Source organism: Streptomyces glaucescens (assembly GCF_000761215.1).
Lineage (GTDB): Bacteria > Actinomycetota > Actinomycetes > Streptomycetales > Streptomycetaceae > Streptomyces > Streptomyces glaucescens_B.
Genome location: NZ_CP009438.1, coordinates 1,501,415 through 1,516,547, shown reverse-complemented (window position 1 = coordinate 1,516,547; position 15,133 = coordinate 1,501,415). Strand labels below are relative to the sequence as shown.

The 15,133-nt window shown below is 76.2% G+C and carries 14 protein-coding genes; 10 read left to right on the top strand and 4 right to left on the bottom strand.

Translation table 11 applies throughout. From position 1 onward, the window contains the following. The first annotated feature begins 262 nt into the window (after nt 1–262). Together SGLAU_RS06585 and SGLAU_RS06580 are read left to right on the top strand one after the other, a co-directional pair. The gene (locus tag SGLAU_RS06585) at nt 263–829 is read left to right on the top strand and encodes a helix-turn-helix domain-containing protein (protein ID WP_043499186.1); all 567 of its coding nucleotides are present in this window, start codon (nt 263–265) and stop codon (nt 827–829) included. Next, the gene (locus tag SGLAU_RS06580) at nt 826–1,551 is read left to right on the top strand and encodes a helical backbone metal receptor (RefSeq protein ID WP_043499185.1); all 726 of its coding nucleotides are present in this window, start codon (nt 826–828) and stop codon (nt 1,549–1,551) included. The genes SGLAU_RS06585 and SGLAU_RS06580 overlap by 4 nt, the downstream gene beginning before the upstream one ends. Here the strand turns inward: SGLAU_RS06580 and SGLAU_RS06575 are convergent. Next, nucleotides 1,463–2,587, bottom strand: a complete 1,125-nt coding sequence (locus tag SGLAU_RS06575; RefSeq protein ID WP_043499182.1) for a TDT family transporter — start codon at nt 2,585–2,587, stop codon at nt 1,463–1,465. The genes SGLAU_RS06580 and SGLAU_RS06575 overlap by 89 nt on opposite strands. Nucleotides 2,588–2,657: 70 nt before the next feature. On the opposite strand from SGLAU_RS06575, the gene SGLAU_RS06570 reads away from it, so the two are divergent. After that, the gene (locus SGLAU_RS06570) at nt 2,658–3,605 is read left to right on the top strand and encodes a LysR family transcriptional regulator (RefSeq protein WP_043499181.1); all 948 of its coding nucleotides are present in this window, start codon (nt 2,658–2,660) and stop codon (nt 3,603–3,605) included. Between the two features lie 174 nt (nt 3,606–3,779). On the opposite strand, the gene SGLAU_RS06565 is transcribed toward SGLAU_RS06570, so the two are convergent. Both SGLAU_RS06565 and SGLAU_RS06560 read right to left on the bottom strand, forming a co-directional pair. After that, a complete protein-coding gene (locus SGLAU_RS06565; protein WP_052413647.1) occupies nt 3,780–4,520 on the bottom strand; it encodes a gamma-glutamyl-gamma-aminobutyrate hydrolase family protein in 741 nt (246 codons plus the stop codon). Between the two features lie 193 nt (nt 4,521–4,713). Next, nucleotides 4,714–5,472: a FadR/GntR family transcriptional regulator gene (locus tag SGLAU_RS06560; RefSeq protein ID WP_052413646.1), complete on the bottom strand. Its 759-nt coding sequence runs from the start codon at nt 5,470–5,472 to the stop codon at nt 4,714–4,716. Between the two features lie 76 nt (nt 5,473–5,548). Here SGLAU_RS06560 and SGLAU_RS06555 point away from each other — a divergent pair, with 76 nt between their 5' ends. Genes SGLAU_RS06555 through SGLAU_RS06540 form a run of 4 tightly spaced genes read left to right on the top strand, consistent with a single transcriptional unit; the run spans nt 5,549 to nt 10,069 of the window. After that, nucleotides 5,549–6,913 (top strand): glutamine synthetase family protein, encoded by a 1,365-nt coding sequence (locus SGLAU_RS06555; protein ID WP_043499179.1) that lies wholly within the window; start codon nt 5,549–5,551, stop codon nt 6,911–6,913. Nucleotides 6,914–6,921: 8 nt separating this feature from the next. Continuing rightward, complete coding sequence (locus tag SGLAU_RS06550) at nt 6,922–8,310, top strand: aldehyde dehydrogenase family protein (protein ID WP_244315183.1); 1,389 nt, start codon at nt 6,922–6,924, stop codon at nt 8,308–8,310. Next, a complete protein-coding gene (locus tag SGLAU_RS06545; protein ID WP_043499175.1) occupies nt 8,307–9,098 on the top strand; it encodes a 3-oxoacyl-ACP reductase in 792 nt (263 codons plus the stop codon). The genes SGLAU_RS06550 and SGLAU_RS06545 overlap by 4 nt, the downstream gene beginning before the upstream one ends. Before the next feature lie 29 nt (nt 9,099–9,127). Beyond that, nucleotides 9,128–10,069 carry a DUF2510 domain-containing protein gene (locus SGLAU_RS06540; RefSeq protein WP_043499173.1) on the top strand — a complete coding sequence of 314 codons (942 nt, stop codon included), beginning with the start codon at nt 9,128–9,130 and terminating at the stop codon, nt 10,067–10,069. 4 nt (nt 10,070–10,073) lie between these two features. Here the strand turns inward: SGLAU_RS06540 and SGLAU_RS06535 are convergent, their stop codons facing one another. Continuing rightward, nucleotides 10,074–11,276 carry an amino acid deaminase/aldolase gene (locus SGLAU_RS06535; RefSeq protein WP_043499171.1) on the bottom strand — a complete coding sequence of 401 codons (1,203 nt, stop codon included), beginning with the start codon at nt 11,274–11,276 and terminating at the stop codon, nt 10,074–10,076. A 269-nt stretch (nt 11,277–11,545) separates the two neighbouring features. Here SGLAU_RS06535 and SGLAU_RS36155 point away from each other — a divergent pair, with 269 nt between their 5' ends. The 3 genes from SGLAU_RS36155 to SGLAU_RS06520 are packed head-to-tail and all read left to right on the top strand — an operon-like array spanning nt 11,546 to nt 15,109. Then, on the top strand, nt 11,546–13,153 hold the full coding sequence (locus tag SGLAU_RS36155; RefSeq protein WP_244315182.1) for a hypothetical protein: 1,608 nt from the start codon (nt 11,546–11,548) through the stop codon (nt 13,151–13,153). After that, entirely contained in the window at nt 13,150–14,322 is a 1,173-nt protein-coding gene (gene mycP, locus SGLAU_RS06525; protein ID WP_043499168.1) for a type VII secretion-associated serine protease mycosin, read from the top strand. The genes SGLAU_RS36155 and mycP overlap by 4 nt, the downstream gene beginning before the upstream one ends. A gap of 58 nt (nt 14,323–14,380) precedes the next feature. Further along, the gene (locus SGLAU_RS06520) at nt 14,381–15,109 is read left to right on the top strand and encodes an SseB family protein (protein WP_043506342.1); all 729 of its coding nucleotides are present in this window, start codon (nt 14,381–14,383) and stop codon (nt 15,107–15,109) included. The last annotated feature ends 24 nt before the right edge of the window (nt 15,110–15,133 follow it).

The following is a 15,133-nucleotide window of genomic DNA, read 5'->3' as shown; positions in this document are numbered from 1 at the left end:
CATCGCGGACCGCGCCCGCATTGAAAAGAACGAGCGAACGCTCGTACGGTTCGAGGGTCGGTGCCGGTCCGGGGCCGCCCTCCCGCGGCGCGCGGACCGCTGATCCACTGGCGCGAACTGTGAGGTCCCACCCCACGCAGTGTGCCGACGATGTGACGGGGCCCTGAATCGGTTTGCCGAACATGCGTAGGGTGCAGACAACTACTCGTCGGCAGGCGCGCGACGAGCGGGGACACGACGAGCGAAGGAGGGAGCCGGAGCGATGGGCGACCACAAAGAGCAGCCCCTTCGGGTGGGCGCGGCCGTCCGGCGGCGGCGCCGGGCCCTGGAGCTCACCCTCGCCGTCGTGGCCGAGCGCAGCGGCCTGTCGGTGCCCTTCCTGAGCCAGGTCGAGAACGACCGCGCGCGGCCCAGCCGCAGCTCCCTGGAGAAGGTCGCCGACGCGCTGCGCACCACCGCCGTGGAACTCCTCGCCGCCGCCGACCCGGCGTGCAGCGTCGACGTGGTCCGCGCGGAGGAGACCGAGCCGGTGCCCCTGCCGCAGGTGCGCTCGCTGGTCCGCGGCCACCACCAGATGCACGCCTCGGAGTTCACCGGCGACCATGACGCGGGCCGTGAGTTCCAGCACCGCAACGACCAGTTGATGTACGTCGCGGACGGCGCCGTCGAGATCGAGGCGGAGGGCCGCGCGTACCGGCTCGGCCGCGGGGACACCCTGTACCTCACCGGCGGTGTCCGGCACCGCTGGCGGGCCACCGTGCCCGAGACCCGGGTGCTCGTCGTGGCCGTTGCGGAGCACATCGAGGCTGTCCAGGACCGGCATCGGTGAGACCGCGGGTCGTCTCCCTGGTGCCGTCGCTCACCGAGGCGGTGGCCGCGACCGTGCCCGGGGCGCTGGCCGGCGTCACCGACTGGTGCAGCCATCCGGCGGGCCTCGGCGTCGCCCGCGTCGGTGGCACCAAGAACCCGGCCATCGAGCGGATCCTCGCCCTCGCCCCCGACCTGGTGATCGCCAACGAGGAGGAGAACCGGGCCCCCGACCTGGACGCCCTGCGCGCGGCGGGCGTCGAGGTGCTGGTGACCGAGGTGCGGGACGTGCCGCGGGCCTTCCGCGAGCTGGCCCGGGTGCTGGCCGCGTGCGGTGCGCCGGGCCGGCCCCGCTGGCTGGACGAGGCGGAGGCGGCCTGGGCGGCCCCGCCGGTCCCCGAGCGGCGCACGACGGCCGTGGTGCCGGTCTGGCGGCGGCCGTGGATGGTGCTGGGCCGGGACACCTTCGCGGGCGACGTGCTCGCCCGGCTCGGGGTCGACCACCTGTACGCCGGCCACGCCGACCGTTACCCCCGCGTCCCGCTCGGCGAGCTGACCGCGGCCCGCCCGGACCTGGTCGTGCTCCCCGACGAGCCCTACCGGTTCGCCGCCGGCGACGGCCCCGAGGCCTTCCCTGGACTGCCCTGCGCACTGGTCAGCGGACGGCACCTGACGTGGTACGGGCCGTCGCTGGCCGAAGCACCACGGGTGCTGGGCGCGGCGCTGCGAGCAGCCGTCCGCTGAGCAGTCCGCCCGCCGTCCGCACGGCGGCCGTGGCCCAGGCGGCGACCAGCCCGCCGTACAGCAGCACCGCGAGCCCGTCGAACGCGACCAGCCCGGTGTGGCGGGCCAGGGACTGCGCCCCGGTGACACAGGTGCCGACCGGGAAGGTGAACGCCCACCAGGTCAGCGTGAAGCCCATGCCCTGCCGCCGGGCCCGTACCACGTGCGCCGTGGCGAGACCCAGCCACAGCATCGCGAACCCCATCACCGGCACCCCGTACAGCACGGCGGGCAGGGTGAAGGCGGGCCCGGCCGCGTGCGGTACGGCACTCGGGGCGGTGTCCGCGAACATGCCCACCGCGGTGGTGGACTGGCCCAGCGGGCCCAGCACCAGGAAGAGGGTCGGGGTCAGGGCGAGCGGCAGCGGACCTCCCGTCACCAGCCGGGCGAAGACCAGCGGCAGCATCAGCGAGGTGGCGAGGAGACTCAGCCCGAACAGCCCGACGCAGGCGAACAGCAGCGTCTCGCGGGCCTGCCCCGGCGGCAGATGCGGCACCAGGAGCGGTCCGACCGCCGCCGACACCATCGGGGCGACCAGCGGCAGCAGCCAGACGGGTGTCGCCTGCTCGGGCCGCACCCGGTGGCGTACCGCCATCAGGTACGGGACCGTGACCGCGACCGCCAGCCCGATCGCCGTCCCGGCCGTGAACAGCACCGCGCCGAGGGCGACCGCCGCCGTGCCGCCGAGCCAGTCCCGGCCGAGCGTCAGGGTGCCGCCGCCCACCGACACCAGGGCCATGGCCAGGCAGCCGTGGAAGGGGGCCGTGGCCGGATCGAGGAGGTGGGCGCGGGCCTGGTCGCGGTGGTGCGTCCAGTGCAGGGCGCGGGCGGCGAGCAGGGCCAGCAGCAGGACCAGGGCGACGGCCCAGACGGCGGTGCAGGCGGTGCGCAGTCCCGGAACGGCCGGCGGGAGCGCGGCGCCCGCCGTGCCGACGACGGAGGTCCCCATCACGGAGGCGTACCAGTTGGGGCCGAGGTGGCGGACTGCGGTGATCATGCCTCCACCGTCTCCCACCAGGGCGGCTCCCACCAGGGATGATGTCTCTATGAGGGCATAAACTGACCTTATGAGCAGTGCGAGTGACACCCGAGGGCCGAACGGGCCGGACGCGTCCGTCCCGGCCGGCTCGCTGGCGCACCGGGTGCCCGACCTCGGCGCCCTGGAGCTGCTGCTGGCCGTGGCCCGGCTGGGCAGCCTCGGCGCCGCGGCCCGCGAGGTCGGCATCACCCAGCCCGCCGCCAGCAGCCGGATCCGCTCCATGGAACGCCAGCTGGGCGTGGCCCTGGTCGACCGCTCGCCGCGCGGCTCCCGGCTCACCGACGCGGGAGCCCTCGTCACCGACTGGGCCCGGCGGGTCGTCGAGGCGGCCGAGGCGTTCGACGCCGGCGCGCAGGCGCTGCGGCACCGGCGGGACTCGCGACTGCGGGTGGCGGCCAGCATGACCATCGCCGAGTACCTGCTGCCCGGCTGGCTGCTCGCCCTGCGCGCCCAGCGGCCCGACACGGCCGTGTCCCTGCTCGCGGGCAACTCGGCGGCGGTCGCCGAGCGGCTGCTCGCCCACGAGGCCGACCTGGGCTTCGTGGAGGGGCTGACGGTACCGGCCGGGCTGGACTCGGTGGTCGTCGCGCACGACCAGCTCATCGTCGTCACGGCCCCCGGCCACGCCTGGGCCCGCCGCGGCAAGCCCCTCCCGGCCGAGGAACTCGCCGCCACCCCGCTGGTCCTGCGTGAGAAGGGCTCCGGCACCCGCCAGGTCCTCGACGCCGCCCTCGGCGGGCTCGCCCGCCCCCTGATCGAGCTCTCCTCCACCACCGCCGTGAAGGCCTCCGCCGTCGCCGGCGCGGGCCCCGCGGTGCTCAGCGAACTCTCCGTGCGCGAGGAGCTGTCCACCCGCCGGCTGGTCAGCGTCCCCGTCGACCGGATCGGCCTGCGCCGTGACCTGCGAGCCGTCTGGCGCGCCGGTCACCGCCCGGCGGGCCCGGCCCGCGACCTGCTCTCACTGACCCAGGGGTAGCGGCCGGGCGTCCCGGACCGGCGACGGCCGCCGCCCCGCCCGGGTCACGGTGTGCTCGCCGCGGTCTCGGTGCTCGGTGTGCTGCCTGGACGGTGGCCCGCTCGCCGCGGTCTCGGCGGGGCGGCCCGGGTCACGGTGTGCTCGCCGCCGTCTCGGTGCGGGGTCGCGCTCGGGTCAGGGCGCGGTGACCGCGGCTTCGGCGGGGCGGCCCGCATGACGGCCGCGCCGCACGGCGGCCTCGGCCAGGCCACGCATCACGCGGACGTCCTCACCCATCTCCGGGTGCCACTGGACACCCAGCGTCCAGGTGCCCGCGCCGGGGAGCTCGATCGCCTCGACCGTGCCGTCGGCGGCGTGGGCGCAGGGGATCAGACCGGTGCCGAGGCGGTCCACGGCCTGGTGGTGGTACGTCGGTACGGAGGTCTCCTCGGGCACGAGCGCGGCGTACCGGGTGCCCGGGACCGGCGTGACCGGGTGCCGCCCGACGACGCCGACGGCCTCGGCGTGCCCGTCGATGTGCTGGGTGAGGGTGCCGCCCAGGGCCACGTTCAGCAGCTGCATGCCCCGGCAGATGCCGAGCAGCGGCAGCCCGGCCGCCAGGGCCGCCCGGATCAGGGCCAGTTCCCAGGCGTCCCGGGCGTGCGCCGGAGGCCCGGTGCGGGGGTCGCGTCCGGCGCCGTAGCGCGGCGGGTCCACATCGGGGCCGCCCGCGATCACCAGTCCGTCCAGCCGGGCCACGGCCGCCGTCGCGTGCTCCGGCGCGTCCGGCGGCAGCAGCGCGGCCACCCCGCCCGCGCGCTGGACCAGCCGCGGGTACCCGGCCGGCAGCAGCGCCGCCTCCAGGTCCCACACGCCCCAGCGCACCCGGGGCTCCAGATAGGTGCTGACGCCGATCAGCGGCCGTCCGTGTGTCATCCGACCTCCCGCAATGGACTCAGCGCACACCTTTGCGGAGGTGAGGGCCGCGGGCAAGCCGCTCGTCCCGGAAACCCCGCGGGGGGCCGCTCACGCCCGGACCGCGAGGCGAGCCCCTCACGCCCGGACCGCGAGGCGAGCGGCTCGTTCCGCGACGCGGCGAGCCGCTCACCCCGGGCACCCGGCGAGCCGTTCAGCCCAGGAACCCGCGCAGGAGGGCCGCCGTCCCCGCGCAGTGCTCCCGCATGATCTCCCGTGCCCCGTCGGCGTCCCCGTCGAGCACCGCCTCCACCAGCGCGGTGTGCTGGCGCTGGGAGTGCTCCAGGTTGCGCACCAGCAGCGGGATGCAGTCGAGCAGGTCGTTCACGGTGGCCCGGACCGCCGCGTACTGCGCGGTCAGGGTGGGGGAGCCGGACAGCTCGGCGAGGGTGAGGTGCAGCAGGGTGTCCCGGCGCCGGTAGCCGGCGAGCGGGGCGTCCCGGGTGCCGGCCAGCGCCTCGCGCAGCCGGCCCGCCTGGGCGTCCGTCAGGCCGTGGGCGGCGCAGAGCCCGGCCGCGCCGGTCTCCAGCACCTCCCGGAAGCGCAGCACGTCCTCCAGGTCGACCCCGGCGATCCGGCGCCGCAACTCGTGCGCGCCGACGGCGTCCGCGCGCTCCCGCACGAACGTGCCGCCGTACCGGCCGCGCCGCGACTCCACGAGCCCCTGGTCCTGGAGGACCTTCAGCACCTCGCGCAGCGTCACCCGGCTGATCCCGAGCCGCTCCGCCAGCTCCCGTTCGGGGGGCAGCCGCCCGCCGCCGGGCACCAGGCCGAGCCGGACCACCTGGAGGATCTGCTCCAGCGCCTCCTCGAAGCCGTTGCCGGCCCGCACGGGGCGCAGCACCGGGGCAAGCCGGTCCCCGCCCGGCGGGACGGCGCCGGCGCCGGCCGGGTCCACCGGATCCAGTGGCATGTGGCCGTGCCCCCTTCCCAGCAATGGTTCCCGCTCATACCTTAGGGCTCCCGGCTGACCGAAGGAGGCCCTCCCCGTGGCAGACCGCACACCCCCGCTCGGTGCCGAGGAGCTGCACGCCCTCGTCGCGGGCGGTGAGATCGACACCGTCGTCCTGGCCTTCCCCGACATGCAGGGACGCCTCCAGGGCAAGCGGTTCGCCGCGCGCTTCTTCCTCGACGAGGTGATGAGACACGGCACCGAGGGCTGCAACTACCTGCTCGCCGTCGACGCCGAGATGAACCCCGTCGACGGCTACGCCATGTCCTCCTGGGACAGCGGCTACGGCGACTTCGCCATGCACCCCGACCTGGCCACCCTGCGCCGCGTCCCCTGGAACCCGGGCACCGCCCTCGCCGTGGCCGACCTCGCCTGGGCGGACGGCTCCCCGGTGACCGCCGCGCCCCGGCAGATACTGCGCCGCCAGCTGGACCGGCTCGCCGAGCTGGGCCTGACCGCGCAGGTCGGCACGGAGCTGGAGTTCATCGTCTTCAAGGACACCTACGAGCAGGCCTGGGACGCGAACTACCGGGGCCTGACCCCCGCCAACCAGTACAACATCGACTACTCCGTCCTCGGCACCGGCCGGATCGAGCCGCTGCTGCGCCGCATCCGCAACGAGATGGCGGGTGCCGGGATGACCGTCGAGTCCGCGAAGGGCGAGTGCAACCCGGGCCAGCACGAGATCGTCTTCCGCTACGACGAGGCCCTGGTCACCTGCGACCAGCACGCGGTCTACAAGACCGGCGCCAAGGAGATCGCCGCCCAGGAGGGCATGTCCCTGACCTTCATGGCGAAGTACAACGAGCGCGAGGGCAACTCCTGCCACATCCACCTGTCGGTGACCGACACCGAAGGACGTCCCGCCTTCGCCGGGGACGGCCCGGACGGCATGTCCCCGCTGATGCGGCACTTCCTCGCCGGACAGCTCACCGCCCTGCGCGACCTCACCCTCCTCCACGCCCCCCACATCAACTCCTACAAGCGGTTCCAGCCGGGCTCCTTCGCCCCGACCGCCGTCGCCTGGGGCCACGACAACCGCACCTGCGCCCTGCGCGTCGTCGGCCACGGACCCTCCCTGCGCTTCGAGAACCGGCTCCCCGGCGGCGACGTCAACCCGTACCTCGCGGTCGCCGCGATGATCGCGGCGGGCCTCGACGGCGTCGAGCGGGAACGGGAACTGCCCGAGGCATGCACGGGCAACGCCTACACCGCCGGGTACGAGCGGGTCCCCGCCACCCTCCGGGAAGCCGCCGTCCTGTGGGAGAACAGCCCCGTCGCCAGGGCCGCGTTCGGTGCCGACGTGGTCGGCCACTACGCCAACATGGCGCGTGTCGAACTGGCCGCCTTCGACGCCGCCGTGACCGACTGGGAGCTGCGCCGCTCCTTCGAACGGATGTGAGAGGACCCGTGACCCCGACCCTCGAGGTGCTCAACCCCGCGACCGAGGAGGTCGTCGCCACCGTCCCGGCCGCCACCCGCGAGGACGTGGACCAGGCCGTCGTACGGGCCGTGCAGGCGCAGTCGGCATGGGCCGCGCTGTCCCCGGGCGACCGGGCCCGGCTGCTGCGCCGGTTCGCCGCCACCGTGGACGGACACGTGGAGGAACTGGCCCGGCTGGAGGTGCGGGAGGCCGGACACGTCATCGGCAACGCCCGCTGGGAGGCGGGCAACGTCCGCGACCTGCTGGACTACGCGGCCGGCGGCGTGGAACGGCTCACCGGCCGCCAGATCCCGGTCCCCGGCGGCCTCGACGTGACGATCCTCGAACCGCTCGGCGTGGTCGGGGTGATCGCGCCCTGGAACTTCCCGATGCCGATCGCCGCCTGGGGCACCGCGCCGGCCCTCGCCGCCGGGAACGCGGTGATCCTCAAACCCGCCGAGACCACCCCGCTGACCGCGCTGCGGCTCGCCGAACTCGCCCTGGAGGCCGGCCTGCCCGAACACCTCTTCCAGGTGCTGCCCGGCCACGGTCCCGTCACGGGCGACGCGCTGGTCGGGCACCCGGACGTGGCGAAGATCGTCTTCACCGGCTCGACGGCCGTGGGCCGGCAGGTGCTGGCCAAGGGCTCCGCCCACCTCAAGCGGGTCACCCTGGAACTCGGCGGCAAGAGCCCCAACCTGGTCTTCGCCGACGCCGACCTGGAGGCCGCCGCGGCCGCCGCCCCGATGTCCTTCCTCGACAACTCCGGCCAGGACTGCTGCGCCCGCACCCGGATCCTCGTCCAGCGCACCGTGTACGACCGCTTCCTGGAACTGCTCGCCCCCGCGATCGAGGCCGTCACCGTCGGCGACCCGGCCGACGAGACCACCGACATGGGCCCGCTGATCTCCCGCAGCCAGCTGGAGCGGGTGCGCGGCTACGTCCGGCCGGACGCCCCCGGCATCCGCGGAAAGGCCCCCGAGGGCCCCGGCTTCTGGTTCCCGCCCACCGTCCTCACCGGCGTCGGCCCGCACGCGCGCGTGGCCGTCGAGGAGGTCTTCGGCCCCGTCGCCGTCGTCCTCCCCTTCGACGACGAGGCGGAGGCCGTGGCACTGGCCAACGCCACCGACTACGGCCTCTCCGGCTCCATCTGGACCCGTGACGTGGGCCGCGCCCTGCGCGTCTCCCAGGCCGTCCGGGCGGGCAACCTGTCCGTCAACTCGCACTCCAGCGTCCGCTACTGGACGCCGTTCGGCGGGTTCAAGCAGTCCGGCATCGGCCGCGAGCTCGGCCCCGACGCCCTGGCCGCCTTCACCGAGACCAAGAACGTCTTCATCAGCAACGTCCCCACCGGCACGGAGGACCCCGCACAGTGACCTCGCACAGCTCTGACACCGTCTGCCGCCGGCTCGTCGGCCGTACCGCCGTCGTCACCGGAGCCGGCAGCGGCATCGGCCTCGCCACCGCCCGCCGCCTCGCCTCCGAGGGCGCGCACGTCGTCTGCGGCGACATCGACGAGGCCCGCGGCAAGGCGGCCGCCGAGGAGACCGGCGGCATCTTCGTCAAGGTGGACGTCACCGACCCCGAGCAGGTCGAGACGCTGTTCCGGACGGCGTACGACACCTACGGCAGCGTCGACGTCGCCTTCAACAACGCCGGGATCTCCCCGCCCGACGACGACTCCATCCTGGAGACCGGCCTGGACGCCTGGAAGCGGGTCCAGGAGGTCAACCTCACCTCCGTCTACCTGTGCTGCAAGGCCGCCATCCCCTACATGCGGCGCCAGGGGAAGGGCTCCATCATCAACACCGCGTCCTTCGTCGCCCGGATGGGCGCGGCCACCTCCCAGATCTCCTACACCGCCTCCAAGGGAGGGGTTCTGGCCATGTCCCGGGAGCTGGGCGTGCAGTTCGCCCGGGAGGGCATCCGCGTCAACGCACTCTGCCCGGGCCCGGTGAACACCCCGCTCCTGCAGGAGTTGTTCGCCAAGGACCCGGAGCGGGCCGCCCGCCGGCTGGTGCACATCCCGCTCGGCCGGTTCGCCGAGGCCGAGGAGATCGCCGCCGCGGTCGCCTTCCTCGCCAGCGACGACTCGTCGTTCGTGAACGCCACCGACTTCCTGGTGGACGGCGGGATCTCGGGGGCGTACGTCACGCCGCTGTAGTCCCGCGCCTACAGTGCCGGGATATGAGCATGACACCGCCGCCCGGCTGGTACCGCGACCCCACGGCCCCGCACACCGAGCGCTGGTGGGACGGCACGGCCTGGACCGAACACCGGCGTGCCCCGGAACCCGCCGGGCACCCGGTGCCGGAGCCGTCCGTCCCCGGCCCGCTGCCGTCGCCCGTCCCGGGCGACGGCACGGCGCGCTCCGGGGCCGTCGCCCTCACCGTCGCGGGGGCCGTCCTGGTCGCGGCGGTCGTCACCGGCGCGGTCCTGCTGACGGAGGACGGCGCGGGCGGTGACGGCCCGGCGCCGAGCCCCACACCCACCCTGGCGCCGACGCTCCCCACACAGGGGTCGACCCCGCCCCCGTCACCCGCCCCCACCGGCTCCTCCGCCGACGACCCGGCCGTCGTCGAGGACCAGCTCAACGGCATCACGTTCCCCCTGCTCGACGGCTGGGTCCGGCCCGGCCACGTCAGCCGGGAGAACGTCGTGATGACCACCGACGGCACCTACGACTGCCCGAGCGGCACCGGCCTGTGCCGGCACGGCACGGTCTCCTCCCGCACCGCCTCCGCCACCGACGAGACCTCCCCGAAGGCCCTCGCCGAAGGCGACATCGCCGACGCCGCGGAGGAGGCCTACGACCGCGACGCCCTCGGCCGGCGCCCCTACGGCGGCGTCACCTCCCGCCGGCTCGTCGCCTCCGGACCGGTCGCCGTGGCCGGCCGCGCCGGATACTTCGTGCGCTGGCGCGTCACGACCGCCGAGGGGCCCGGCGGTCACGTCCAGTCCCTCGCCTTCCAGTCCAGCGTCGGCACCGAGTCCCCGGTCATCGTCCGCTACGTCTTCGACGCGGGCGGGGACGGGCCGCCGCTCGGCGACATGGACCGCATCACCAAGGGCATCCGGGTGCGCGGCGACACCGGCCCGGGCGGCGGCGTGGGCAGCAGCGTCGGACCCGGCTGAGCCGCTACAGGAACGTACGGCCCTCGCCCCGGTACGTCGGCACGGTCGCCGTCACCCGGTCGCCCTCCACCAGGTGCAGCGCGTCGAACCGCTCGCACAGCTCACCCGCCTTGGCGTGCCGGAACCACACCCTGTCGCCGATCAGCAGATCGTCGGCCGGGGACCCCAGCAGCGGGGTCTGCACCTCGCCGGCCCCCTCCTGCGGGTCGTAGCGCAGCCCCTCGGGCAGATACGGCACCGGCAGCCGGTCCCGGCCCGCCGCGCCGGACGCCGGATAGCCCCCGCCGAGCACCGTCACCACACCCACCCCGGGCCGCCGGACCACCGGCTGCGCGAACAGCGCGGCCGGACGCCCGCTGAACGAGGTGTAGTTGTCGAACAGCCGCGGCACGTACAGCCCGGACCCCGCCGCGACCTCCGTCACCGCGTCCTCCGCCACCGTGTACTGCACACTGCCCGTGCCGCCGCCGTTGACGAACTCCAGCCCCGGCACCACGGCCCGCACGGCGCGCACCACCGCGGCCCGGCGCTCGGCCAGCTCCCGGCGGGCCGCGGCCTGCATCAGCCGGATCGCCCGCGAGCGCACCGGCCGCCCCGCGAGCGCGTCCCCCACCCCGGCGACATGACCCTCGTACGCCATGATCCCGACGACCTCGAAGCCCGGCCGGCGGGCCACCGACCGCGCCAGCTCGGCGACCTCGGCGGGGGAGTGCAGCGGCGAGCGGCGGGCGCCGACCCGCACCCGGCCGCCGAACAGCCGGAGCGAGGTGTCCAACTCCAGGCAGACCCGCACCACTTCGCGGCCGCCGTCCCGCGCCCGGTCGATGAGCGCGAGCTGCGCGGGGTCGTCGACCATGACGGTGACCGCGGCGGCCAGCTTCGGATCGGCCGTCAGCTCCGCGTAACCGGCCCGGTCGACGGACGGGTAGGCGAGCAGCACGTCGTCGAACCCGGAACGCGCCAGCCACAGCGACTCGGCGAGGGTGAACGACATCACGCCCGCGAAACCGTCCTTCGCCAGCACCCGTTCCAGCAGGGCACGGCAGCGCACGGACTTGCTGGCCACCCGGACCGGCTTCCCGCCCGCCCGGCGGACCAGGTCGTCCGCGTTGGCGTCGAAGGCGTCCAGGTCCACGATCGCCAGCGGGGCGTCGAGATGGGCGGTGGCCCGGTCGAAACGGGCCCGGTCGGCGGCGCGCGCAGTCATGGCCGAAGCCTGCCAGACAGGATTACCGCAGGGTAGGGGGATGTTCCGGGCAGATGCCCCGCGGTCGCGGACTGGTTCCCGCATCGGCGCGGGCAACCCGTAAAGTGACGCGCACGCACGGCGGAACGGCCCCCGCGCGGGAGCACCCGCCGGACGGCTTTCCGGCCGTGCCGGTACGCGTGCGACGGGCGGACGGCCGGCTCGCGTACCAGGAGACGGGCGGCCCGCGTGCGAGGAGTCGGGCCCGGGCACGAGGAAGCGGGGGGCGCATGAGCACGGACGCGTCGCGCGCCCCCGTCCCCCCGCGCCCCGCCGCCCCGCCCGCCCCCGGCACCCCGGAGCCCTCCGCGGACCGGCGGACCACCGGCCCGTCCCGGACCGGCGAGCCGGGCCCCGCCCCCCGCCGCCCCGGCCAGGCCCCCCTCGCCCCGCCCCCGCCGCCCGCCTCGGCCCGTTTCCCGGACCTGCCGCCCCCGCCGCCGCGCGGACCCGTGCCGCCGCGCTCCGCCGACACCCCCGCCGAACGCACCACCCGGCTGCGCCCCGTCCCGGCGGAGCCGTCCCCCGCGCCGGACACCGGCCGCGTGCCGGCCCCCGACGGACCGGGACACCGCCGGTCCTCCGGACACCCCGCCCCCACCGGGCCCGCGGCGCACCGGGCCGCGGCGTCCGCCGAGGCCGCCGGACGCCGGGCCGCGGCGGGCTGGTCCGCAGCGCCGGGCGACCCCGGCGACCGCGCCGGGGCGGCCCGGGATGCCGCGGGGCGCCGGTACCCGGCCCCGGGCGAGCCCGAAGGCCACCGGGCCGCGGCGTCCGCCGAGTCCGCCGGACGCCGGGCCGCGGCGGGCTGGTCCGCAGCGCCGGGCGACCCCGGCGACCGCGCCGGGGCGGCCCGGGATGCCGCGGGGCGCCGGTACCCGGCCCCGGGCGAGCCCGACGGCCACCGGGCCACGGCGCCCGCCCAGCCCGCGGACCGCCGCTCCACCGCGTCCGGCGAACCCGCGGCGCACCGCACCCCGCCGGCGACCACCCCGCCCGACGCCCCCGCACCCTCCTGGAGCGCCCCGCCTGCCCACGGACTCGCCATGCCCCACACCCACGACGTCCCGGGCCCGCTCGGCGGACGAGTGCGCCGGCAGACGGTCGCTGCCGCCGCCTGCGTCGTCCTCGGGCTCGGCCTCATCGGCGGCGCGGTCACCGGAAGCTGGCTCGCCGGCGACCCGGCCGGCACCGGGGAGCGCGGCGCGTTCGCCACGGCCGCCGGGCTCTGGCACAACCTGCCCGTCGACCGGCTCTTCCCGCCCACCGTCGCGGGCCGCGGCGCCGGACCCGGCGGAGCCGACCGCACCTGGACCCGGATCGCCGTCGCCCCGGACGGCGGCTGCGCCGACGCGTTCGACCCGCTGCTGCGCAAGGCCCTCGCCCCGGCCGGCTGCGACCGGCTGCTGCGCGCCACCTACACGGACGCCACCCAGAGCCACGTCACCACCGTCGGCCTGCTCTTCACCGGAGCCGACGCCGCCGGCATGCGCTCCCTGGAGAGGCAGTTCGAGGACGAGGGCCTGTACCGCCGCACCGACCTGATGCCCCGCCCCTACGCCCCCGAGGACACCGTCGCCGCCGCGTTCGGCCCCGCCCAGCGCGCCTCCTGGACCCTCTCCGTGCTCACCGACGCCCCCGTCGTCGTCTACGCCGTCTCCGGCTGGGCCGACGGCCGGGCCGTGGACGACCCGCAGCCGGCCGCCGACGCGACCCGCTCCGGCGCCACCAGCGCCCCCGCCCAGGCGGGCCTCGGCCACGAGGCGAAGGGCCTCGCCGACCGCATCGAGCGCGGCCTGCGCGCAGCCGTCGCCGCCGCCACGGAGCAGCCCTCATGACCCGCCGCCGTACGACCCGCCGGGCCACCCTGCTCGGCGTCCTGCTCGCCGCCTCCCTCACGCTCGTGCCGCCCACCGTCGCGCACGCCGACGGCATCCGCGCCAAGCAGTGGGGGCTCGACGCCCTGCACACCCAGGAGGCCTGGCGGACCACCAAGGGCGCCGGCATCACCGTCGCCGTCCTCGACACCGGCGTCGACGCCACCCACCCCGACCTCGAGGGCAACGTCCTCACCGGGAAGGACATGGTCGGCTTCGGCGCCGGGCGCGGCGACCGCGCCTGGGCCCGGCACGGCACCGCCATGGCCGGGATCATCGCCGGGCACGGACACGGCTACGGCGGCACCGAAGGCGTCCTGGGCATCGCCCCCGAGGCGAAGATCCTGCCCGTCCGGGTGATCCTGGAGGACGGCGACTCCGCGCGCGCCAAAGCCCGCAAGACCCGCGGCAACGCCCTCGCCGACGGCATCCGGTGGGCCGCCGACCAGGGCGCCGACGTCATCAACCTCTCCCTCGGCGACGACTCCGCCTCCGCCCACCCCGAGCCCGCCGAGGACGAGGCCGTCCAGTACGCCCTGAGGAAGGGCTCCGTCGTCGTCGCCTCGGCCGGCAACGGCGGCGAGAAGGGCGACCACATCTCCTACCCGGCCGCCTACCCGGGCGTCATCGCCGCCACCGCGGTCGACAAGTTCGGCACCCGCGCCTCCTTCTCCACCCGCCGCTGGTACGCCACGGTCAGCGCCCCCGGCGTCGACGTGGTCATCGCCGACCCGGACCGCAAGTACTACGAGGGGTGGGGCACCAGCGCCGCCGCCGCGTTCGTCTCCGGCGCCGTCGCGCTGGTCAAGGCCGCCCACCCCGGCCTGACCCCGGCCCAGATCAAGCGCCTGCTGGAGGACACCGCCCGCAACGCCCCGGTCGACGGCCGCGACGACTCCCGGGGCTTCGGCTTCGTCGACCCGGCCGCGGCCATCGAGGCGGCCGGCCGCCTCGAACCGGAGGACCTTCGTCCGGCCGCCCACACCGGCGAGTACTTCGGCCCGGGCCCGGACGCCACCGGCCCGGGGACCGACGGCACCGGCTGGGCCGGCCCGCTCGCCGGAAGCGTGGGCGGCGTCCTGCTGGTGTCGGCGGTGGTCCTGTGGCGGGGCCGCGGACGACGCCCGTGAAGGGGCCGCGAAGCCCGCTCGCGCCCCGCCGCCAGGTCCCCCTATAGGGTCGGTGACCGTGGCGAACAAGAACATTCCCGACCCCGGCTTCTCCGACGACGACGGCTCCGCCGATCCCCGGCTGAGCGCGGCGCTCGCCGCCTGGGCCGAGGACCGCACCGCTCTCGGCCCCGTCCTGGAGGCGCTGAAGGGCGCCCGGCTGCTGGTCCCCGTCGTCGCCGTGCTCGGCGAGGTGGAGGAGGACGAGAACGGGCTGCGCCGCGAGAAGACCAGCGACATGGCCGTCCCCACCCTGAAGGCCGCGGGCCGGACCGCGCTGCCCGCGTTCACCTCCACCGACTCCCTCGCCCGCTGGGACCCGCAGGCCCGCCCCGTGGCCGTGCCGCTGCACCAGGCGCTCCAGGCCGCCGCCCACGAGAAGGCGGACACGGTCGTCCTCGACCTCGCCGGACCGGTGCCGTTCGAGCTGACCGGTCCCGCGCTGCTCGCCCTGGCGGAAGGCCGCACGACGACCGACCCGCTCGCCGACCCGGCCGTCCTGGCGGCGGTGCGCGCCGCCGTCGCCGCGGAGCCCGCGGTGGTGCGCGCCCATCTCGGCCCGGGGCAGGCCGACGGGACCCTCGCCCTCGTCCTGGACCCGGACGCCGCCCCCGCGCAGGCCGCCCGCGCGGTCGCCTCGCGGCTCGCCGCCGACGAAACGCTGAGGGCCCGCCTGGTGCGCGGCCTCGACCTGGCACTGCTGCCGGCCGGGACCACGCCTCCGGGCGAGCCCTTGTACGAACGGTAGGGAAGCCCCCGTACGGACGGGAGC

Coding starts and splice junctions, on each gene's coding strand:
- SGLAU_RS06535 (WP_043499171.1), bottom strand. CDS start 11,276: ATGACTGCGCGCGCCGCCGACCGGGCCCGTTTCGACCGGGCCACCGCC.
- SGLAU_RS06585 (WP_043499186.1), top strand. CDS start 263: ATGGGCGACCACAAAGAGCAGCCCCTTCGGGTGGGCGCGGCCGTCCGG.
- SGLAU_RS36155 (WP_244315182.1), top strand. CDS start 11,546: ATGAGCACGGACGCGTCGCGCGCCCCCGTCCCCCCGCGCCCCGCCGCC.
- SGLAU_RS06570 (WP_043499181.1), top strand. CDS start 2,658: ATGAGCAGTGCGAGTGACACCCGAGGGCCGAACGGGCCGGACGCGTCC.
- SGLAU_RS06540 (WP_043499173.1), top strand. CDS start 9,128: ATGACACCGCCGCCCGGCTGGTACCGCGACCCCACGGCCCCGCACACC.
- mycP (WP_043499168.1), top strand. CDS start 13,150: ATGACCCGCCGCCGTACGACCCGCCGGGCCACCCTGCTCGGCGTCCTG.
- SGLAU_RS06575 (WP_043499182.1), bottom strand. CDS start 2,587: ATGATCACCGCAGTCCGCCACCTCGGCCCCAACTGGTACGCCTCCGTG.
- SGLAU_RS06565 (WP_052413647.1), bottom strand. CDS start 4,520: ATGACACACGGACGGCCGCTGATCGGCGTCAGCACCTATCTGGAGCCC.
- SGLAU_RS06560 (WP_052413646.1), bottom strand. CDS start 5,472: ATGCCACTGGATCCGGTGGACCCGGCCGGCGCCGGCGCCGTCCCGCCG.